This window comes from Streptomyces corallincola (assembly GCF_019104725.1).
GTDB lineage: Bacteria > Actinomycetota > Actinomycetes > Streptomycetales > Streptomycetaceae > Streptomyces > Streptomyces corallincola.
This window is the reverse complement of record NZ_JAHRXF010000039.1, coordinates 32,508-50,783: the sequence shown is the minus strand read 5'-3', so window position 1 is coordinate 50,783 and position 18,276 is coordinate 32,508. Positions and strand designations below refer to the sequence as shown.

The window sequence follows — 18,276 nt, the reverse complement described above, 5'->3', positions numbered from 1 at the left end:
GATCAGCGGACGCTGATCGTCACCGTGACGGTCTTCATGACCGCGGGGAGCTTGGTGGTGTCCACGCGGAGGATCTCGCCGTTGTCCCCCTTGCCGGTGGACGGCAGCACCTTCTGGTGCACCGTCCACTTGCCGTCCGGGTCCACGGCGATGTTGTCGATGCCGAAGTCGTCGTCGTTCGACAGGTACAGGGTCTTCCCGGCGTCGGTGGTGGCGACGCCCTCGACCTTGTCGTGCCCGAAGAAGGCGCCGGTCGGGTCGAGTTGGCTGACCAGGGTGCCGACGTTGAGATACGGCTGCTTCTGCGCGACGTGCACCCCCGCGCCGGTGAGCGCGGTCAGCGCGGCGTTGGTGTTCGCGGCGCCGAGGAAGCCCTCCGGGGTCTTGCCGTCGATCTTCAGGTCGCTGACGTCGGTGGCACCGTTGATGTCCACCTCGTACAGGTTCTTCTGCGCGAACGGCTCGTAACCGCCGTCCCGTTCGTCCACCAGGAACTTGGTGGCGGACAGCGCGGTGATCTCGCTGTTCGCGGCGCCGGTGGTGGCCGGGTTGTCGAGCAGGTAGAGGTACTGCTTGCTCTTGAAGGTGCGCAGGTTCACCGTCACGATGCGGGCCGCGGCCACGTTCGAGCCCTTGACCGAGCCGAGGTCGGGCTGCTGGAGCCCGGCCTGCATCACGCCGACGAGGGTCGAACCGTCGGGCGTGACGGTCAGCCCCTCCATGCCCTTGTTCTTCACCCGGTTCGCCAACTCGGCCGGGAGGTACCCGACGATCTTGTGATGGGCGTTGTCGGGGCTGTCCCGGTACGGCGTCAGCCGCCCCAACTCGTAGCCGTGGGCGTCGAAGTGCGTGATGTACGGCCCGTACTCGTCCGACACCCAGAAGGTGCCGTCGGGCAGCGCCACGAGCCCCTCGGAGTCGTACCCGTACGGGTCACGCTCGACCGGCACGGGCGAACCCTTGGCGTTGGTGGCATCGACGTCGTCGATGACCTCGGTGGTGTCGTGCGGCGGACGCCCGCTGTACTTGACACCGCCCAGGCTCTTGGGGCCCTTGAGCAGCACCTTCCGCACCAGCTCGGCCTTGCCGCCGCGGAGCTGGAACTCCCCGATCTGCGGGGTGAAGTCCAGCACCATCTCGGACTTGTTGCCGTCGGGGGCGTCGGCGTTCGGGCCCCGGTCGGTCAGGCCGTAGAAGAAGCCCGGCTTGCCCGGCACGGGGGCGAGCGAGGAGCCGTATCCCTCGCCGGAGATCCTGGTCGTGGCGCCGTTCGGCCCGGCCACCCGGGCGAGCGGCGGGATGGCCGTCCCGTTCGACCGGGCGTCCTTGAACAGCTTCACCGCGTCGGTCGCGGTGTACGTGAAGGTGTCCGTGCCCCGGAAACCGGGCTTCGGGGTGTAGGAGAACGCACCGTCCGCGTCCACGGTCACCTTGCCGTGCGCGGCCCCGGTGCTCCGCACCACGGCCGACGCACCGGCGTCGTTGCGCAGCACGTTGCCGGTCACGGTGCCGTGCCCCGCGTACGAGTCGGCCACCGCCTCGAAGTCATGATCCGGTGCCGAATTCCAGCCACCGGCCTGCGCCACGACCGTACCGGCACCCACCACGGCGACGGTCGCCCCGATCGCCAGGGCGACGCGGGTGCGCTTGCGGGAGAAGGGTCTTGAAGTCACATCGCAGAACCTGTCGCCCTTCGGTGAACACCGAGCAGACCCCCGGTGAACCCGACGCACCAACCGCCTCTCTCTTCGGAATATCAGCCAACACGGCCTGCCGAAGCGCGTCTTGGCGCGATCCACTCCCTCCGCCCCACAACAAAACGGCCCGAACCGACATCGGCCCGGACCGTTCCTCTGGTGCCCCCGGCAGGATTCGAACCTGCGACACCCGCTTTAGGAGAGCGGTGCTCTATCCCCTGAGCTACGAAGGCGGGGCGGCGGGTCTGGAGGACCGCGCTGCCGTCGTCAGTGTAGCGGGTGGGGTGGGGGGTGGGCGGGGGTGATGGTCAGGGGGTTTTCGGGGGGCGGGTGCTGTTCAGTTCGCGGCCTGTGAAGGTGAGGGCCACGATCAGGACGCCGCCGAAGGTGATCGCCCAGTCCGCGAGGTTCATGACGCTGAAGTTCCGGACCGCGATGAAGTCCACCACCGCGCCGCGCGCGGCGCCGGGGGTGCGGAAGAGGCGGTCGGTGAGGTTGCCGAGGGCGCCGCCGAGGAGGAGGCCCAGGGCGATGGCCCACGGGGTGCTGTAGAGCTTGCGGGCCAGGCGGGCGATCACCGCGACCACCGCCACCGCGATCACCGTGAACACCACCGTCGTCGCCGCGCCCATGCTGAAGGCCGCGCCCGGATTGCGGATCACGTCCAGCTCCAGCCACGTGCCGATCAGCCGTACTGGCGGGCGGTGTTCCAGCCGCTCCACCACCAGCACCTTGCTGCCCAGGTCGATCGCGTACGCCAGCGCCGCCACCGCCAGCAGCAGCGGAACCGTGCGGCGGCCTTTCCCGGCGGCCACCGTCTCCGGCCCCGCCACCCCCTCCATCCCCGCCCGGGTCTCCGTTCCCGCCGTCGTCTCCGTCCCGCTCACGTCCCGCCCCCTGTTTCTGACCTACTTCGCACTCCGGGAACGGATCATATGACCGGTGCCGCCAGCCCCGCCCCCCGTCCGACCCGCCCCCGTCCAGCCCCGCCCCCTCTCCAACCTCACCCCTCACGACCCCCGCGTCACCCGCACCCGATAATCCCCGCCCCCCACCTCACCCAGCACCCGCACCGTCACCCCGTGCCGGGGGTCCTTGAACGTCTCGCCCGTCGTGAACGGCGCGTCCGACAGCTCGGTCTCGACGTTCGGGCTGCGGGTGCAGCCGCCGCTGCCGCGGTGGGAGTCGTAGACCTTGACCGGGCCGTGGCCGGTGTCCACGGCGGCGTCCACGCGGTAGATGAGGATGCCGGGGCGGCAGACGGCCTCGTCGTTGCCGCCGGGGGCGCGCAGCTCCAGGGCGTAGGAGGTGCGGGAGTCCACCGGTACGAGGATCAGCTTGGCGCCGCCGGTGCGGTGGAGCGGGGTCAGCCGGTACTCCGCCGTGCCCGGTGACGAGGCGCAGCTGACCTGGGAACCTTCCAGCCAGCCCAGCTTCCACTTGTGCCAGCCCAGCAGATCGTTGTTGACGCCCCAGTCCTCGCTCATGATGTCCCAGTGCCCGACCGCGCCCCCGCCCTCCTGGGTGTAGAGGTCGGGCAGGCCGAAGGTGTGCCCGTTCTCGTGCGGCAGCACCCGGTAACCGGTCTTCGCGTACGACCCCGAACCGTCGTCCTGCCGGGAGTAGACGAACGACGCGTTGGCGATCGGCACCCCGTCCGCGACCGGCGCGTCCGGGTTCCCGGCGAACGTCACCGACAGCACTGTGTCCAGCGCCGACGGGCCCGCGTTCGGTGTCACCAGTACGTTCAGCAGGTCGTACGACCGGAAGTCCACCTCGGGATCGGCGGCGGCCACGATGTCCTGGACCAGCTGCCGGTAGCCCGGGTCGAAGGGGGCGCCGCGTTCTATGCCGTACTCCTTGAAGGACTTCGGCATCCGCAGCCAGCCCCTGACCGGGGTCTCCGGGCGGTAGTCGAGGCGGCCGTACGACGCCTTGCGGAACCAGTCCTGGGTCTGCGGGAAGAACTCGTGGAAGCGGTCCATCGCGCTGCCCCGGCCGGGCGCGTCCGAGAAGTCGATCATGAGGGTCAGCGCGTGCACGGTGCCCGTCGAGCGTGAGTAGCCGACCGGGGTCGGCACCCCCTCCGTCATCTGTACGTCGTGACCGCCGCGGAGCATGCACGGAGCGAGCGCGGTCGAGCGGGCCAGACCCGCAGGGCCCGCGGTCGTGGAGGGCGCCATGAGGTGACCGGTGCCGGCCGAGGTGCTGACCCCGAGGGTCAGGACGGTCACCGCGGCGAGTGCGGCCACCCGGCGCGGGCGTATCGGGCGGCGGGGCGACTCCGGCTGCATGCGTGGACCTTCCGCTCCGCGGCAGCCCCGGTCACGGCTGCGCCCTTGCGCTCACCCTGTGTGGGCCCACCCCCACCCCGCGCGCTGGAGGAGACCGATCGTGGGAAGCGGTGCGGCGTAAGGGTGGGAGCGGGGGCGTACGGGTGTGGGGGAGGGGAGTGTGCGTGGGTGCGGGGGGAGGGCGGCGGCGGTCTCCCGTGGTCCTCGCCCGCGCACCCGGGGTCCGGCCCCACCCCTGTGTCCCCGGCCCCCACCCCCTGTGCCCCACCACCCTTGTCTCCCCGGCCCCCACCCCCTGTGCCCCAGGTCACAGAAACTTCCGGCCCGCCCCGGAAATAACCGGGGAGCCCCTCCCCGTTTAACCCTGTGTCCGGCGGAACCGGGGAATCGCTCCCCGCATGGCCGGGCGGCAGACCTCAACGCCCCGTCCGTTCAGCCCACTTGACTGGAGATCGCCGTGCCCACCGCCACCGCCCCGCGCAAGGTGTCCCGGCCCCGTGCCGACGCCCTGCGCAACCGGGAGCGGATCGTCACCGCCGCGCGGGAGATGTTCGTCGAACTCGGCCCCGATGTGCCGCTCGACGAGATCGCCCGCCGCGCGGGGGTCGGCAACGCCACGGTGTACCGGAACTTCCCCGACCGGGACGCCCTCGTCCTGGAGGTCGTCCGGTCGGTCATGGACCGTACGGCGGGGGCGGCCGAGCGGGCGCTCGCCGCGGGCGGTGACGCGTTCGCCGCGCTGGAGAGCTTCGTGCACGCGGCGGCCGACGAGCGGATCAGCGCGCTGTGTCCGATGGTCGCGGGCGCGTTCGCCGCGCACCACCGGGAGCTGGAAGCCGCGCGGCACCGGGTCGAGGCGCTGGTCGGCGACATCATGGAGCGGGCCAGGAGGTCCGGTCTGCTCCGGTCCGACGTGGGGGTCGGTGATCTGCTGATCGTCGTCGCCCAGCTGAGCCGTCCCCCGGCCGGTACGGACTGCCCGCGCGGCGACCGTTTCGTCCACCGTCATCTTCAGCTGTTCCTGGACGGCTTGCGGGCCCCGGCCCGCTCCACCCTGCCCGGAACCGCCGTCACCATCGAGGAGCTGCGCGCGTCCTGACGCCCGCGCGAGCGCCGCGACCCCGAACGCCGCGACCCCGAGCACCGGCACCCGTACCCGTATCGACACCCGCGTCAGCACCACCCGTACCGACCGCTCGTCCCGCAGGCCAACGGCGGCCCCGACCCTCACTGTTCGACGCCCGTCGTCCACCCTGCCCTCCGTACCTCGCTTTATCGCCTTTATCGCCCCTTTTTCCGTCACGAAGTCCCGAAGTGGGTACCCCATGTCCGACTCGGCCCTCAGGGCTACCGGAGCCGCCGCACCGAGCGGCGACACCAACCGCTGGAAGGCGCTCGTCTTCATCGCGCTCGCCCAGCTGATGGTCGTCCTCGACGCGACCATCGTGAACATCGCGCTGCCCTCCGCCCAGCACGACCTGGGCATATCCGACGGTGACCGCCAGTGGGTGGTCACCGCGTACGCCCTCGCCTTCGGCGGTCTGCTGCTGTTCGGCGGCCGGATCGCGGACCTGTGGGGCCGCAAGCGCGCGTTCCTGCTCGGCCTCGGCGGCTTCGCCCTGGCCTCCGCGCTCGGCGGCAGCGCCACCAGCGGCACGATGATGTTCGGCGCCCGCGCCCTCCAGGGCGTGTTCGGCGCGCTGCTCGCCCCGGCCGCGCTCTCCCTGCTGGCCGTGATGTTCACCGACGCCAAGGAGCGCGCCAAGGCGTTCGGCATCTACGGCGCCATCGCGGGCGGCGGCGGCGCGGTCGGCCTGATCCTCGGCGGGTTCCTCACCGAGTACCTGGACTGGCGCTGGACCTTCTTCGTGAACGTCCCGTTCGCCATCGTGGCCGCGATCGGCGCCTGGACGGTCATCCGTGAGCCGCGCGTCGGACGCAACCGCTCCCCGCTCGACATCCCCGGCGTGATCCTCTCCACCCTGGGCCTGGTCTCGCTGGTCTACGGCTTCACCCGCGCCGAGTCCGACGGCTGGGGCGACGCGGTGACCATCTCCATGTTCGTCGCGGCGGCCGTGCTGCTCGCCTCGTTCGTGCTGGTCGAGTCGAAGGTGAAGGCGCCGCTGCTGCCGCTGCGCGTCATCACCAACCGCAGCCGGGGCGGTATCTACCTCTCCCTCGGCCTCGCCATCATCGGCATGTTCGGTCTGTTCCTCTTCCTGACCTACTACCTCCAGGTCGTGCAGGGGTTCAGCCCGGTCAAGACCGGCTTCGCGTTCCTGCCGATGGTGGCCGGTATGATCACCGGCTCCACCCAGATCGGCGCCCGTCTGATGACCCGCGTCCAGGCCCGCCTGCTGATGGGTCCGGGCTTCCTGCTCGCCGCGCTCGGCATGCTGCTGCTGACCCAGCTCAAGGTGGACTCGTCGTACACCACCCTGCTGCTGCCCGCGATGCTGCTGCTCGGTCTCGGCATGGGTACGGCGTTCATGCCCGCCATGTCGCTGGCCACCCAGGGTGTGCAGCCGCGGGACGCCGGTGTGGCGTCCGCGATGGTCAACACCTCGCAGCAGGTCGGCGGCGCGATCGGCACCGCGCTGCTGAACACCATCGCCGCCTCGGCGCAGCTGTCGTACATCAAGGGGCACATCGCCTCCGCCGCGGGCGAGTCCCAGCAGCGGCTGGTGCAGCTCCAGGGCATGGTGCACGGCTACACCTCGGCGCTGTGGTTCGCCGTCGGCATCCTGGCGCTGGCCTCGCTGATCGCGTTCACGCTGGTCAACGGCGGTCGTCCGGGCTCCACCCCGGTGGCCTCGGGCAGCGGCGAGGGCGCCGGGGCCGAGGCCACCATCCCGGTGATCGCCCACTGACGGCCGGGCACCGGCCGTCCCGCTGAGCGCCTCGCGGGCTCAGCGGAGCCAGGGCAGGTCCGCGCCCTCCTCATCGGGCTGAAGGCCCTCGGCGACGATCGTCATGATCTCGCCGAGGGCCTTCTGCTGTCGTGCGGTCAGCCGGTCGAACAGCGCCTGGCGTACGGCGTCCACATGGCCGGGCGCGGTCTCGCGCAGCACCTCGGCGCCCTCGGCGGTCAGCACGGCGAGCTGGCCGCGCCGGTCCGAGGGGCAGTCCTCGCGGCGCACCCAGCCGTTCTTCTCCAGCCGGGACACGGCGTGCGAGAGGCGGGAGCGGGTGATCTTGGAGCGCTTGGCCAGCTCGGTCATCCGCAGCCGGGTGCCCGGCGCCTCGGCGAGCAGCACCAGCAGTCCGTAGTAGATGTGCGGCATCCCGGCGTCCCGCTGGAGCTGGCGGTCCAGGTGGTCGTCCAGCAGGGTCGTGGCATGCAGGTACGCACGCCACACCCGCTGTTCTTCGTCGCTGAGCCAGCGGTGCGGGCCGGGATCGGGTGCCGTAGTCATGTGTCCCACTCTATGAGGCATCTACTTGAACATTGAACAATTGGGGTCTAGGCTGGACGACGTGCTTGAGAGTTGAAGCATGTGGGGTCGCGGTCCGGGCCCCGGTCCGACCATCACGGGAGCCGCCGTCATGTCCGCCGCCCTGGAGCGCATGCCCGTCCTCTATCTCGGCCACGGCGCCCCGCCGCTCGCCGACGACCCCGTCTGGCCCGGCCAGCTCGCCGCCTGGTCCGCCGGTCTCCCGCGCCCGAGGGCCGTCCTCATGGTCTCCGCCCACTGGGAGGAGGCCCCGCTCGCCCTCGGCGCCACGACCACCGTCCCGCTCGACCACGACTTCTGGGGCTTCCCGGAGCGCTATTACCAGGTCCGCTACGACGCCCCCGGCGCACCGGCGCTCGCCGACTCCGTCCGCAAGCTGCTGCGCGCCCCCGGCATGCCGGTCCAGGACATGCCCGAGCGCGGGCTCGACCACGGTGCGTACATCCCGCTCGTCGAGATGTACCCGGACGCCGACATCCCCGTCCTGCAGATCTCGCTGCCCACCCTCGACCCCGTCCGCCTGATGGACCTCGGGCGCCGCCTCGCCCCGCTGCGCGACGAGGGGGTGCTGATCGTCGGCTCCGGCTTCTTCACCCACAACCTCGCCGCGCTGCGGCACACCGGTGGCGGGGTGCCCGGCTGGTCCGCCGAGTTCGACGACTGGGGACACCGCGCGCTGGAGAACCGCGACTGGGACGCCCTCCTCGACTTCCTCCACGCGTCCCCGGCCGGCCGCTACGCCCACCCGCGCACCGAACACTTCGCCCCGCTCTTCGTCAGCATGGGCGCGGCCGGGGCCACCGGGGAACCGGACGCGCAGCGCACCGTCATCGACGGGTTCTGGATGGGGCTGGCGAAGCGGTCGGTGCAGTTCGGGTAGGTCCCGGGGCCGCGCGTGCGGACGCCGGGGGCGCGGCCCGTGGACGCGTGGGCGGTGGTGCGGCCGGTACGGGGCGGGTACGTCATCGGGCGTCCAGCTCCTTCTCGTACCAGGCCACGTCCCAGTAGCGGCCGAACTTGCGGCCCACCTCGTGGAACGTGCCGATGTGCCGGAAGCCGAACCGTGCGTGCAGCCGGACCGACGCGGCGTTCGGCAGCGCGACCCCGGCGAACGCCCGGTGCACGTCCTCGCCCGCGAGCGCCGTGAAGAGGGCGCCGTACAGCAGGGTGCCGACGCCGGCGCCGACCGCGTCCGGGGCGACGTACACCGAGGTCTCCACCGAGGGCGCGTACGCGGGCTTCGCGCGGAAGGGCCCGGACGTGGCGTAACCGAGGACACGGCGGGAATCCGGGGCGATGGCAACCAACAGGCGGTGCGGGCCGTCTTCCGGGTGGGAGAGCAGCCAGGGCCGCCGCTCGTCCGGAGTCGGCGGCACGATGTCGAAGGTGATGGCCGTCTCACGTACGTAGTGGCCGTAGAGGTCCGTGAGGGCGCCGAGATCCGCCTCGGTCCCCGGCCTGACCTGCACCTCTTGTGATCCGAACACCAGCGCACCTCCTTGTGCGGCCGACAGGGTACTGCATGATCAGAAAAATAGCGGGAAGGGTTGGGAATTCTGTCCGGATTCCAGTCGTTGTTTCCCACGGATGCAGGGCACCCGAGGAGAGTCCGGAGACAGTCCCGGAGGGCCTCGCGTTCGTCAGGACCACCCGCCAGCCCACCATCGCAAGGGAGCACGCATGGCAACCCGTGCCGTCGCCCGTCGTCAGTCCGCCACCGGCGAGACGGCCGACTCGGCAAGCAGTGTTCGCGCCCGTGGAGGCGAGATCGCGGACCGCGACCTTGTCGGCATGTATCTGGACGAGATAGCACGCACACCGCTGCTCGACGCCGCGAAGGAGGTCGAGCTGTCCCAGACCATCGAGGCGGGTGTCTTCGCGCAACAGGTCCTCGACGGCGGTGAGCGGACCGCCGCCGACGCCTCCCGCGAGGAACTCCAGGCCCTGGTGGACGCGTCCGAGCGGGCCAAGGACGTCTTCATCCGCTCCAACCTCCGGCTGGTCGTGGCCGTGGCCCGGCGCTACCCGCGCAGCGGCCTGCCCCTCCTCGACCTGATCCAGGAGGGCAACGCCGGTCTGGTGCGCGCGGTGGAGAAGTTCGACTACCGCAAGGGCTTCAAGTTCTCGACGTACGCGACCTGGTGGATTCGCCAGGCCATCACCCGGTCCATCGCCGACCAGTCCCGCACGATCCGGCTGCCCGTCCACCTCGTGGAGGAGCTGGGCCGTATCCGCCGGGTGCAGCGCGAGTTCAACCGGGAGAACGGCCGCGACCCGGAGCCCGCCGAGATCGCCGCCGAGCTGGGCAGCAACCCGGAGCGTGTCATCGACGTGCTCGACTGGGCGCGTGACCCGGTCTCGCTGAACATGTCGGTGGACGACGAGGGCGAGACCCAGTTCGGGGACCTGCTGGAGGACACCTCCGCCGTCTCCCCCGAGCAGTCCGTGCTGACCCTGCTGCGCAGCGAGGAACTGGACGACCTGATCGGCCGCCTGGACCAGCGCACGGCCTCCATCATCAAGATGCGCTACGGCATCGAGGACGGCCGTGAGCGTACGCTGACCGAGGTCGGCAAGGAGCACGGTCTCACCCGCGAGCGCATCCGGCAGATCGAGAAGCACGCCCTGCTCGAACTGAAGAAGCTCGCCCGCGACACCGGGTTCGACGCGGCGGCCTGACCGACTCACCTGCGGCGGCCGCGAGTTGACCGCCCACAGACCACGTTCCGACGCCCACCCCCCCCGGTGTCGGAACCTCCCAGAACCGGGCTTCGGCGCCTAACCCCCCCCTGGCGCCGGGGCCCGGTTTCCCTTGTCCGGGAACGGCCGGGCCCGGTTTCCCCTGTCCGGGAAAAGAGTGGGCGGGTGTCCGGGAGGAGGCGGGGCACCCCGTACCTGAACTCCGGGGTGGCCCGCCGAATGGCAGATTGTGCCACACCGGCATAACCTGCCGGGATGAGCACCTCCCACCCCGCGCCGCCGTCCCTCACCGAGCGCCGCAAGGCGGAGACCCGGATGGAGATCGCCCGCGCCGCAGCCGCCCTCTTCGTGCGCCAGGGCCTGCGGGCCACCCGTGCCGAGGACGTCGCGCGGGCGGCCGGTGTCGCACCCCGCACCTTCTACCGGTACTTCGCCACCAAGGAGGAGGCCGTCGCGCCCCTCTACGCGGCCGGTGCCCAGCGCTGGACCGAGGCCGTCCGGGTGGCCCCGGCCCATCTCACCGTCGCCGAGGCCCTGCGGCACGCCGTTCGGCACACCCTCGTCCCCGGCATCGGGATCTCGGCGGCCTCCTGGGAGTGGGTGCGGGCCCTCATCCAGGTCGGCGGGGAGAGCCCCGCACTGCGGAAGGTGTGGGCCGAGGTGTGCCAGACCTCGGAGGAGGCGCTGGCGGAGGCCCTGGCGGAGCGGTTGGCGGCGGGGGCGCGCGGTGAGGGGGCGGGGGAGGGCGCCGAGGGGGTGTCCGGTGCGGGGATGCCCGGGGTGGGGGTGTCCGGTGCGGGGGATGACAACGTTTCCCCCGGAGTCTCCTGGGCGCCGCCGTCCGTCACCCCGCATCTGCGGTTCGCCGCGGCCGTCGCGGGGTCGGCGGTGCGGGTGGCCGTGGAGTCCTGGGCGGGCGGTGCGGCCCCGCACGCCGCCGACGGTCCCGCCGCTCTCGCGCTGCGCAATCTGGCGGCGCTGGACGGCTTCGACTGGGCGGGGCGTGGGTAGACCGGAGCGGGGCGTCCCGGGCACGTGCGGGGCGGCCTCCGGCGGTGTGCCGTTTGCCCGCGTAAGCGTGCTGTGAGTAGTTCACGGCACCTGCGAGATACGTCACGGTCCGGGGCCAAAGTGCCGTTCCCTGGTGTTCACTTGGTGGCATGCCTGAGCACGCTTCGACCCTCCAGCTCGTCGGCGCCGCCGTCCTCACCGCGGCGGGGCTCGCCTGGGCCGTCGTCGTGGTCCGCCTGCTGCGCCGCTCCCGTGCGGACGCCACCGCCGAGGCGCGTGCCGCCGCCGTGCTGGCCGCCTTCCCGCACCAGCCGCAGTCCGGTCCCGCGCACGAGGTGGTCGAACTGACCCCGGCCGAACAGGACGCCTTCGCCGGTCTGATCCGCCGCCTCAACCACCGCTGAGGGCACGGGGGGTCTCGGCCGCGCCGCCGGACGGGCTACGCCTGGCTCGCCGCGCGCCGTTCGATGGCGTCGCGCGCCGCCCGCTCCGTCGGGTAGACCTCGCACATGTGACGGCCGTCCGGCGTCGCCGTGTGCTCGACCTCCCACAGGGACATCTCACGGTCGTCCGCGAGCAGGAACGCGTGCTCGTACAGCGCGAATCCGGTGCCCGGGCGCCCGCCCCGGCCGGAGCTTCCGAACGCGCGGGTGATCTGGTGCCCGGCCGCCGTCGCCAGCAGGGCCGCCGTCTCCGCGCCCGGACGGTCGGGGTTCTCCGCACGGCGCAGCAGTCGGCGCGCGTGGTCCGGGGAGTCGTCCGCCGTGTACTCGTGCCGGGGCTCGGGGAGCGCGGCGAGCCGGGCCAGGGCGGTGAGTTCGAAGTCGGGGGTCTCCAGGGGCAGTGCCAACCGGGCGGTGGCCGCGTGGAGTTCCTCCTCGTCGGCGTACACCTCGTGCTGCCGGTCGCCGTTCGGCGCGGTGTTGTGGACCAGCTCCCACAGGGTCGGCGCCGAGCCGTCCGGGAGCAGCCAGGTGTGCCGGTATGTCTCGCGGTGCAGGCCCGCGCTGTGGTGGGCGGAGTGCAGCGAACTGTCCTGCGCCAGCGCGCAGTCGAGCCGCCGTAACACCTCGTCGGGCAGCTCGAAGGAGTTCAGGGCGCGGCCGAGAAGTCGCGCCAGATGCTCCTCCGGAGACTCGGGCGACTCGGCTGGATCGTGCTCAGCCGTCCCGTACGGAACGCTCAAGGTCTCTCCCGGCGTCGCTGCATGTCACCTCGTGGGTGCATACCGTAGCCCCTCGGTCGGGCGTCGTGTCCCGGGATCCGGGAAAACGTCGTACGGGAAAACGCGCGGGCCGCGCGAGTGGTTCCCGCGCGGCCCCGGTGTCCACCGGAAACCCTTGCTCAGACGGCGCTTCCGGCGGTCCACTCGCTCCACGGCATGTTCCATCCGTTCAGCCCGTTGTCCGGGGAGACGGTGGTGTCGGGGGAGTTCTTCACGATCACCACGTCACCGACGAGGGAGTTGTCGTAGAACCACTTGGCCGGGGTGTCGCCGTTCGCGCCCTGCACGTCGGCCATGCCGATGCAGCCGTGGCTGGTGCCCGCGTGCCCGAAGGGCGGATTGCTCGGGCTGTACCAGTAGTTGCCGTGGATGAACGTCCCCGACGCCGTCAGCCGCATCGCGTGCGGCACGTCCGGGATGTCGTACTCCCCGCCGAAGCCGACGGTGGAGCCGTTCATCCGGGTGTGGACGAACTTCTCGGAGATCACCATCTGCCCGTTGTACGTGGTGTGCTGGGGGCTGCCCGTGGAGATCGGCACCCGGCGCAGCACCTTGCCGTCCCGGACCACCGTCATCATCTGCGTCCCGGCGTCCACCGTGGAGACCTGGGAGCGGCCGACCGTGAACGTCACCGTCTTCTTCTGCACCCCGTAGACGCCGTTCGCCCCTTGCACACCGTCCAGGTCGATCTTCATCGTGACCTTGGAACCGGCCTTCCAGTACGCCTCGGGCCGGAAGTCCAGCCGCTGGTCGCCGAACCAGTGGCCGACCACCCGCTGCCCGCTGCTGGAGACGACCGTGATGTGCGCCTGCACGTCCTTGCGGTCGGTGATCGCCTTGTCGAAGGTGAACGACACCGGCATGCCCACGCCGACCGTGCTGCCCCCGTCGGGGGTGTAGGTGCCGATGAAGCTGTCGGCCGTGGTGACCGTGGTGAAGATGGAGTTGGCCGCCGCCGTGCGGCCCCGGCCGTCCTTCGCGGTCGCGGATATCTGGTACTTGGTGCCGCGCTCCAACTGCTCCGCCGGTTTCCACACACTGCCGTTCGCGGATATCGCCCCGCGCACCGCCTGCCCCGAACCGGCCACCGTCATCCTCACGTCGGTCAGCCTGCCGTCGCTGACCTTCACCCCGGTCGCGTTGATGGACGCGCCGGTCGAGCCGTCCTTCGCCGAGATGGCGATCCTCGCCGTCGAGGTCTTCGGCGAGCCGCCCTTGCCGTCCTTGCCGGTGGCGTCCGAGGCGTTGGCGTTCCCGCCGCAGGCCGTCAGGGTCAGGGCGCCGATCACCAGGGCGGCACCGGCCGCCAGTGCGCGCCGCGTTGTGATGTCCGGCCTTGTCACGGGCTGCTCCCAGTTCGAGTGGTGTGCGTGGTGCGTTCCAGTCCGCCGGGAAAGAGGTGCCGGACAGCCGGTGAGGTTCCCTCCGCTCACCGTGAGGACGACCACGTGACAGAACCGGGACATGCCGAGCACACCCCCGTCACGCACCACCCCCGAACCACCCCGCACGGCCCCCGCGAAGACGCCCGCACCGGCCAACAGCATTTCCCCGCACGGCCCTTGGCGCCCTTGGAGCGCTACCCGTACAGCTCCCGGTACGACGGCCACGCGCCGCCCGGCCCACTGACCGGGGTCGCGGCACGCACCGCGCGGACTATGGCCCGCGTCACCATGTCGGCGCCCGCCGCCAGCACGTCGTTGAGGGCGGGCGTGCCGTCCGCCGCCCCACGGGCACTGGTGGCCAGGGCGAACACCGTGTCCCCGTCGTGGAGCAGATGCACGGGGCGGACGGCGCGGGCGATACCGTCGTGGGCGGTCCCGGCCAGCTTCTGCGCCTGGGCCTTGGTGAGGTCCGCGTCGGTGCCGACCACCGCGAGCGTGGTGTTCAGCGGCGGTACCCGGTGGCGGGCCTCGGCCTCCGCCAGCCGGACACGGGCCGCCTCCCGCACCGCGGGCTCCGGGTACCTGGCCCGGCCGCCCTGGAACAACTCCCCGTACAGCACGCCCGTCTCGGGGTTCAGCACCGAACCGGCGGCGTTCACCACCACCAGGGCCGCCACGGTCACCCCGGAGGCGAGCACGACGCTCGCGGTGCCCACCCCGCCCTTGAGGACCCCGGCGACGCTGCCCGTCCCGGCGCCCACGCAGCCCTCGGCCACCGGTGCGCCCGGCCCGCTCGCCGCTGCCGCCTCGACCGCCGCGCGTCCGGTCGCCGCGTCGGGTCGTATCCGGAAGTCGCCGCCCCGGCCCAGATCGAAGACACAGGCCGCCGGGACCACGGGCACCACGTGCGCCGGGTCGGGGCCGACCCGCACCCCGCGCCCCTGTTCCTCCAGCCAGGCCATCACGCCCGAGGCCGCGTCCAGGCCGTAGGCGCTGCCGCCGGTCAGCACGATCGCCTCGACGCGCTCGACCACGTTGCGCGGGTCCAGGGCGTCGGTCTCCTTGGTGCCGGGTCCGCCGCCGCGTACGTCCACGGCGGCCACGGCACCGCCCTCGGGGGCCAGCACGACCGTGGTCCCGGTGAGGGCGCCCTCCTCGGTGCGGGCCGCGTGGCCCACCCGCAGCCCGGCCACATCCGTCAGCGCGTCAACCGTCATGGACCCAGTCTCACCCACCCCCGCGACCGCACCGGGGCCCGGAGGGCGGCCGTACCCTGGAGGCATGAGCACCGCCCCCGAACCCCGGCCGCGCGATCCGAAGCCCGCGCTCGTCTTCGACGACCCGCTGGACCAGCAGTCCTCCGACGACACCGATCGCGGGTGGGGCGACCGGCCGACCGGCGACAGCTCGGCCGCCGACCTGAAGCGCTTCCTCGACGAGAAGCCGCCCCACCACATCTGAGCCGACCACCGCAGCCGAGTCGGCCACCACATCTGGGCCGACCACCGCGTCCGAGCCGCCCGCGCCGCGTTCCGGACCGGCCGTCCCTCCCGCAGGTGCCGGGTCAGACCAGCTTGTTGGGGTCCGAGGGACCCGCCTGGCGGGGGGTGCGCTGGTCGTGCTCGCCGGTGCGCTGCGCCACGAGCGCGTCGCGGATCTCCTGGAGCACCGCCAGTTCGGTCACCTCGATGACGTCCTTGGTGCCCTCGCGCGCCTTGCGGCGGGCCTCCATCCGCGCCAGGTACTTCGACATCGGCAACACCATCAGGAAGTAGACGACCGCCGCCGTGATCAGGAACTGGAGGGCGGAGCCCGCCACCGTGCCCCACATCAGCGGCACGCCCTTCTTCACCGCCCCGTCCGAGCCCACGGTGCAGGGGTGCTTGAGACAGACGTAGTACCCGTCCAGGTTCTGCGTCCCGATCGAGCCGATGATCGGGTTGATGACGCCCTTCACGACCGAGTTCACGATGTTCGTGAACGCGGCACCGATGACGACCGCGACCGCCAGATCGACGACGTTGCCGCGCATCAGGAAGGCCTTGAAGCCCGCCAGGATGCCCGACCCGTTCTTCTCGCTCACGTCGGAGAATCTCCTCGTACGCCCAGGGGGTGGAACTGAACGCTCCGCAACCTACGCCAGAGTGCGGCCGGTGTGTCCAATCCCGTACCCCGATCGTGGCCCTTGACGGCGTGGCGGCGGGACACCGCCGCATGACGTTCAGCACAGGGTCACCGCCAGCCGTGCGGAGGCGCCCGCGCCGACCAGTCCGGCCGCTCGGGAGCGCGGCACGGCCAGCATGACCAGGGCGCCGGCGTCGCCGGAGCCCCCGGCGGACTCGGGCACGCGCGTCACCCGCACCCCGCGCACCAGGACTCTCGCGGCCCCGCCGGACGCCGGATCTCCGGCCGCGATCACGTCAACACGGTCACCGGGGCGCAGCAGCCGGACCGTCGCCGCGTCCGCGATCCGCACCGGTGCGGTGACCGTCTCCGCCACCGGCACGGGTGCCCGTACCGGGGCCGCGCCGTGCGCCGGGCGGGCCGCCGCCCCGCCGTCCGGTCCCGCCGCCACCAGCGCGGCGGCCGTCACCGCGAGCCCGGCCGCCACCACCCGCCCGCGCCACCGCGCTCCCGGCCACCGGTACCGCCCGCCCGGCACCCGCACCGGCGGGAACGACGGCACCTCCCGCGGCTCGGGCACATCGGCACCCGGCGGACCGTACGGCTCGTACAGGTCGTTCCCGTCGTGACGGTCGTTCCGGTCGTGACGGTCGTACGGCTCGGGAGGAAGAGGAGTTGCCCAGGACGGTCGGGTCGGGGTCAGGTCGCGCATCTGGATCACCGCCTGCTGCGAGGAGTTCGGCTTGCGATGCCAGCGTGCGCGTCCACCGGAAAACCCGCTCCGACCGGTGGACCACCCCACAGCTGTGGACAACTCGGTCACCCGAACGAGGAGTTCCGCCCCGCCCGAAGGCCGCTTCCCGAGCCCCCTGGGCCTCCTACGCCCGCTGAGCCCGGTGCGCCACCAGTTCTCCCCGCGCCCGGTGCGCCACCAGTTCTCCCCGCCCCGCTGCGCCACCTGTTCTCCCCGCGACCCCCGCGCCCCTACGGCAGTGCGAACCCCGTCTCCGCCCCGCCCAGCGCCCCCACGCACAGGCACGTCCGCTCCTCGTTCCCCGGCAGCGCGGCGACCGCGTCGAACAGGACGTCCCGCAGCCGGTCCACGTTCGCGGCGAAGACGCGCAACACCTCCTCGTGGGAGACGCCCTCACCGGTCTCGGCGCCCGCGTCCAGATCGGTGACCAGGGTCAACGAGGTGTAGCAGAGCTCCAGTTCACGGGCGAGCGCGGCCTCGGGGTGACCGGTCATGCCGACCACGGACCAGCCCTGCGCCCGGTGCCACAGCGATTCGGCGCGGGTGGAGAAGCGCGGCCCCTCGACCACGACCAGCGTGCCGCCGTCCACCGCGTCCCACTCACGCCCGCGCGCCGCCTTCAGCGCGGCGTCCCGGCCGGTCGGGCAGTACGGGTCGGCGAGCGACACGTGCACCACGTTCGGGACGGTGCCGTCGGGCAGCGGCAGCCCGTCGAAGTAGCTCTGCTCGCGGGACTTCGTACGGTCCACGAACTGGTCCGGGACCAGCAGCGTGCCGGGGCCGTACTCCGGGCGGAGTCCGCCCACCGCGCACGGGCCGAGCACCTGGCGGACGCCGACCGAGCGCAGCGCCCACAGGTTGGCGCGGTAGTTGATGCGGTGCGGCGGCAGATGGTGGCCGCGGCCGTGCCGGGGCAGGAAGGCGACCCGGCGCCCGGCGATCTCACCGAGGAAGAGGGAGTCGCTGGGCTGTCCGTAGGGGGTGTCGATCCGGACCTCGGTCACGTCCTCCAGGAAGGAGTAGAAGCCCGAGCCGCCGATCACGCCGATCTCCGCGTGCGCGTTCGCGTCATTTGTCATGGGCAGCACCCTAGAACGCGTCCCGCGAACGCCCCCGTACACCCGCCCCTCGCCGGAGCCCCTCGCCGGTCCGCCCGCGCACCGCGTCCGCTCCCGCGCACACCACCGGCCCCGCCGTCACGAGGACGGCGGGGCCGGTGGGAAAACCGTGACTCAGGCCGCGGAGGTTTTGGAGCCCGAGGAGGAGGACGACTTCGAGTCCGACGACGACGAAGACGAAGTCGAAGAGGCCGAGGCCGACGACGAGCCCGAAGAGGACTTCGACTCGGACGACGAGGACGACGTGGACGACGACGAGCCGGACGGCTTGCCCGCCGGGCTGCTGCTCGACGACGAACCGCGCGAGTCGTTGCGGTAGAAGCCGGAACCCTTGAAGACGATGCCGACGGCGGAGAACACCTTCTTCAGGCGGCCACCGCACTGGGGGCACTCGGTCAGGGCGTCGTCGGTGAACTTCTGCACCGCCTCAAGGCCCTCGCCGCACTCGGTGCACTGGTACTGGTAGGTCGGCACTGTCTTCCTCCTGGCACTCTCACTCGATGAGTGCTAACG

The 18,276-nt window shown here is 72.0% G+C and carries 19 protein-coding genes and 1 tRNA gene; 7 read left to right on the top strand and 13 right to left on the bottom strand.

Annotated elements, in window-relative coordinates; all coding sequences use genetic code 11:
• Positions 1-2: 2 nt before the first annotated feature.
• The 4 genes from KUM39_RS21695 to KUM39_RS21680 all read right to left on the bottom strand — a co-directional run bounded on the left by KUM39_RS21695 (position 3) and on the right by KUM39_RS21680 (position 3,991).
• Positions 3-1,673, bottom strand: a complete 1,671-nt coding sequence (locus KUM39_RS21695; RefSeq protein WP_217787407.1) for an esterase-like activity of phytase family protein — start codon at positions 1,671-1,673, stop codon at positions 3-5.
• A 181-nt stretch (positions 1,674-1,854) separates the two neighbouring features.
• A tRNA-Arg gene (locus KUM39_RS21690) sits at positions 1,855-1,930 on the bottom strand.
• A gap of 75 nt (positions 1,931-2,005) precedes the next feature.
• On the bottom strand, positions 2,006-2,539 hold the full coding sequence (gene lspA, locus KUM39_RS21685) for a signal peptidase II (protein ID WP_217787420.1): 534 nt from the start codon (positions 2,537-2,539) through the stop codon (positions 2,006-2,008).
• A 168-nt stretch (positions 2,540-2,707) separates the two neighbouring features.
• A complete protein-coding gene (locus KUM39_RS21680) occupies positions 2,708-3,991 on the bottom strand; it encodes a M6 family metalloprotease domain-containing protein (RefSeq protein ID WP_217787406.1) in 1,284 nt (427 codons plus the stop codon).
• 457 nt (positions 3,992-4,448) lie between these two features.
• Here KUM39_RS21680 and KUM39_RS21675 point away from each other — a divergent pair, with 457 nt between their 5' ends.
• Together KUM39_RS21675 and KUM39_RS21670 are read left to right on the top strand one after the other, a co-directional pair.
• On the top strand, positions 4,449-5,090 hold the full coding sequence (locus KUM39_RS21675; protein WP_217787405.1) for a TetR/AcrR family transcriptional regulator: 642 nt from the start codon (positions 4,449-4,451) through the stop codon (positions 5,088-5,090).
• Positions 5,091-5,316: 226 nt separating this feature from the next.
• Positions 5,317-6,861 (top strand): MFS transporter, encoded by a 1,545-nt coding sequence (locus KUM39_RS21670; protein WP_217787404.1) that lies wholly within the window; start codon positions 5,317-5,319, stop codon positions 6,859-6,861.
• A gap of 39 nt (positions 6,862-6,900) precedes the next feature.
• Here KUM39_RS21670 and KUM39_RS21665 read toward each other — a convergent pair whose 3' ends face one another.
• Positions 6,901-7,407 carry a MarR family winged helix-turn-helix transcriptional regulator gene (locus tag KUM39_RS21665; RefSeq protein WP_217787403.1) on the bottom strand — a complete coding sequence of 169 codons (507 nt, stop codon included), beginning with the start codon at positions 7,405-7,407 and terminating at the stop codon, positions 6,901-6,903.
• 130 nt (positions 7,408-7,537) lie between these two features.
• On the opposite strand from KUM39_RS21665, the gene KUM39_RS21660 reads away from it, so the two are divergent.
• A complete protein-coding gene (locus tag KUM39_RS21660; protein WP_217787402.1) occupies positions 7,538-8,326 on the top strand; it encodes a dioxygenase family protein in 789 nt (262 codons plus the stop codon).
• A gap of 82 nt (positions 8,327-8,408) precedes the next feature.
• Here the strand turns inward: KUM39_RS21660 and KUM39_RS21655 are convergent, their stop codons facing one another.
• Complete coding sequence (locus tag KUM39_RS21655; protein WP_217787401.1) at positions 8,409-8,933, bottom strand: GNAT family N-acetyltransferase; 525 nt, start codon at positions 8,931-8,933, stop codon at positions 8,409-8,411.
• 193 nt (positions 8,934-9,126) lie between these two features.
• On the opposite strand from KUM39_RS21655, the gene KUM39_RS21650 reads away from it, so the two are divergent.
• The 3 genes from KUM39_RS21650 (at position 9,127) to KUM39_RS21640 (ending at position 11,561) form a co-directional block, all read left to right on the top strand.
• Positions 9,127-10,125 carry a sigma-70 family RNA polymerase sigma factor gene (locus tag KUM39_RS21650; RefSeq protein WP_217787400.1) on the top strand — a complete coding sequence of 333 codons (999 nt, stop codon included), beginning with the start codon at positions 9,127-9,129 and terminating at the stop codon, positions 10,123-10,125.
• 276 nt (positions 10,126-10,401) lie between these two features.
• Positions 10,402-11,157 carry a TetR/AcrR family transcriptional regulator gene (locus KUM39_RS21645; RefSeq protein WP_246620522.1) on the top strand — a complete coding sequence of 252 codons (756 nt, stop codon included), beginning with the start codon at positions 10,402-10,404 and terminating at the stop codon, positions 11,155-11,157.
• A 149-nt stretch (positions 11,158-11,306) separates the two neighbouring features.
• A complete protein-coding gene (locus tag KUM39_RS21640; RefSeq protein WP_217787399.1) occupies positions 11,307-11,561 on the top strand; it encodes a hypothetical protein in 255 nt (84 codons plus the stop codon).
• A gap of 35 nt (positions 11,562-11,596) precedes the next feature.
• Here the strand turns inward: KUM39_RS21640 and KUM39_RS21635 are convergent, their stop codons facing one another.
• The 3 genes from KUM39_RS21635 to KUM39_RS21625 form a co-directional block, all read right to left on the bottom strand.
• Positions 11,597-12,343 carry a DUF6227 family protein gene (locus KUM39_RS21635; protein WP_217787398.1) on the bottom strand — a complete coding sequence of 249 codons (747 nt, stop codon included), beginning with the start codon at positions 12,341-12,343 and terminating at the stop codon, positions 11,597-11,599.
• A gap of 158 nt (positions 12,344-12,501) precedes the next feature.
• Positions 12,502-13,725 carry a L,D-transpeptidase gene (locus KUM39_RS21630; RefSeq protein WP_308288197.1) on the bottom strand — a complete coding sequence of 408 codons (1,224 nt, stop codon included), beginning with the start codon at positions 13,723-13,725 and terminating at the stop codon, positions 12,502-12,504.
• Between the two features lie 236 nt (positions 13,726-13,961).
• Positions 13,962-14,984, bottom strand: a complete 1,023-nt coding sequence (locus KUM39_RS21625) for a P1 family peptidase (protein ID WP_217787397.1) — start codon at positions 14,982-14,984, stop codon at positions 13,962-13,964.
• A 64-nt stretch (positions 14,985-15,048) separates the two neighbouring features.
• Here KUM39_RS21625 and KUM39_RS21620 point away from each other — a divergent pair, with 64 nt between their 5' ends.
• Positions 15,049-15,228 carry a hypothetical protein gene (locus KUM39_RS21620; RefSeq protein WP_217787396.1) on the top strand — a complete coding sequence of 60 codons (180 nt, stop codon included), beginning with the start codon at positions 15,049-15,051 and terminating at the stop codon, positions 15,226-15,228.
• Positions 15,229-15,331: 103 nt separating this feature from the next.
• On the opposite strand, the gene KUM39_RS21615 is transcribed toward KUM39_RS21620, so the two are convergent.
• The 4 genes from KUM39_RS21615 to KUM39_RS21600 all read right to left on the bottom strand — a co-directional run bounded on the left by KUM39_RS21615 (position 15,332) and on the right by KUM39_RS21600 (position 18,237).
• Entirely contained in the window at positions 15,332-15,850 is a 519-nt protein-coding gene (locus tag KUM39_RS21615; RefSeq protein ID WP_217787395.1) for an MscL family protein, read from the bottom strand.
• A 138-nt stretch (positions 15,851-15,988) separates the two neighbouring features.
• Positions 15,989-16,603, bottom strand: coding sequence for a hypothetical protein (locus tag KUM39_RS21610; protein WP_246620521.1), 615 nt, complete (start codon positions 16,601-16,603; stop codon positions 15,989-15,991).
• Between the two features lie 272 nt (positions 16,604-16,875).
• Positions 16,876-17,724, bottom strand: a complete 849-nt coding sequence (locus tag KUM39_RS21605) for an S-methyl-5'-thioadenosine phosphorylase (protein ID WP_217787394.1) — start codon at positions 17,722-17,724, stop codon at positions 16,876-16,878.
• A 153-nt stretch (positions 17,725-17,877) separates the two neighbouring features.
• Positions 17,878-18,237 carry an FmdB family zinc ribbon protein gene (locus KUM39_RS21600; protein ID WP_217787393.1) on the bottom strand — a complete coding sequence of 120 codons (360 nt, stop codon included), beginning with the start codon at positions 18,235-18,237 and terminating at the stop codon, positions 17,878-17,880.
• Positions 18,238-18,276 lie beyond the last annotated feature (39 nt).

What these genes read in the sequence shown, in the direction of transcription:
- lspA (WP_217787420.1), bottom strand. Translation starts at nt 2,539, where the DNA reads ATGGAGGGGGTGGCGGGGCCGGAGACGGTGGCCGCCGGGAAAGGCCGC.
- KUM39_RS21680 (WP_217787406.1), bottom strand. Translation starts at nt 3,991, where the DNA reads ATGCAGCCGGAGTCGCCCCGCCGCCCGATACGCCCGCGCCGGGTGGCC.
- KUM39_RS21670 (WP_217787404.1), top strand. Translation starts at nt 5,317, where the DNA reads ATGTCCGACTCGGCCCTCAGGGCTACCGGAGCCGCCGCACCGAGCGGC.
- KUM39_RS21665 (WP_217787403.1), bottom strand. Translation starts at nt 7,407, where the DNA reads ATGACTACGGCACCCGATCCCGGCCCGCACCGCTGGCTCAGCGACGAA.
- KUM39_RS21660 (WP_217787402.1), top strand. Translation starts at nt 7,538, where the DNA reads ATGTCCGCCGCCCTGGAGCGCATGCCCGTCCTCTATCTCGGCCACGGC.
- KUM39_RS21650 (WP_217787400.1), top strand. Translation starts at nt 9,127, where the DNA reads ATGGCAACCCGTGCCGTCGCCCGTCGTCAGTCCGCCACCGGCGAGACG.
- KUM39_RS21645 (WP_246620522.1), top strand. Translation starts at nt 10,402, where the DNA reads ATGAGCACCTCCCACCCCGCGCCGCCGTCCCTCACCGAGCGCCGCAAG.
- KUM39_RS21640 (WP_217787399.1), top strand. Translation starts at nt 11,307, where the DNA reads ATGCCTGAGCACGCTTCGACCCTCCAGCTCGTCGGCGCCGCCGTCCTC.
- KUM39_RS21625 (WP_217787397.1), bottom strand. Translation starts at nt 14,984, where the DNA reads ATGACGGTTGACGCGCTGACGGATGTGGCCGGGCTGCGGGTGGGCCAC.
- KUM39_RS21620 (WP_217787396.1), top strand. Translation starts at nt 15,049, where the DNA reads ATGAGCACCGCCCCCGAACCCCGGCCGCGCGATCCGAAGCCCGCGCTC.
- KUM39_RS21610 (WP_246620521.1), bottom strand. Translation starts at nt 16,603, where the DNA reads ATGCGCGACCTGACCCCGACCCGACCGTCCTGGGCAACTCCTCTTCCT.
- KUM39_RS21605 (WP_217787394.1), bottom strand. Translation starts at nt 17,724, where the DNA reads ATGACAAATGACGCGAACGCGCACGCGGAGATCGGCGTGATCGGCGGC.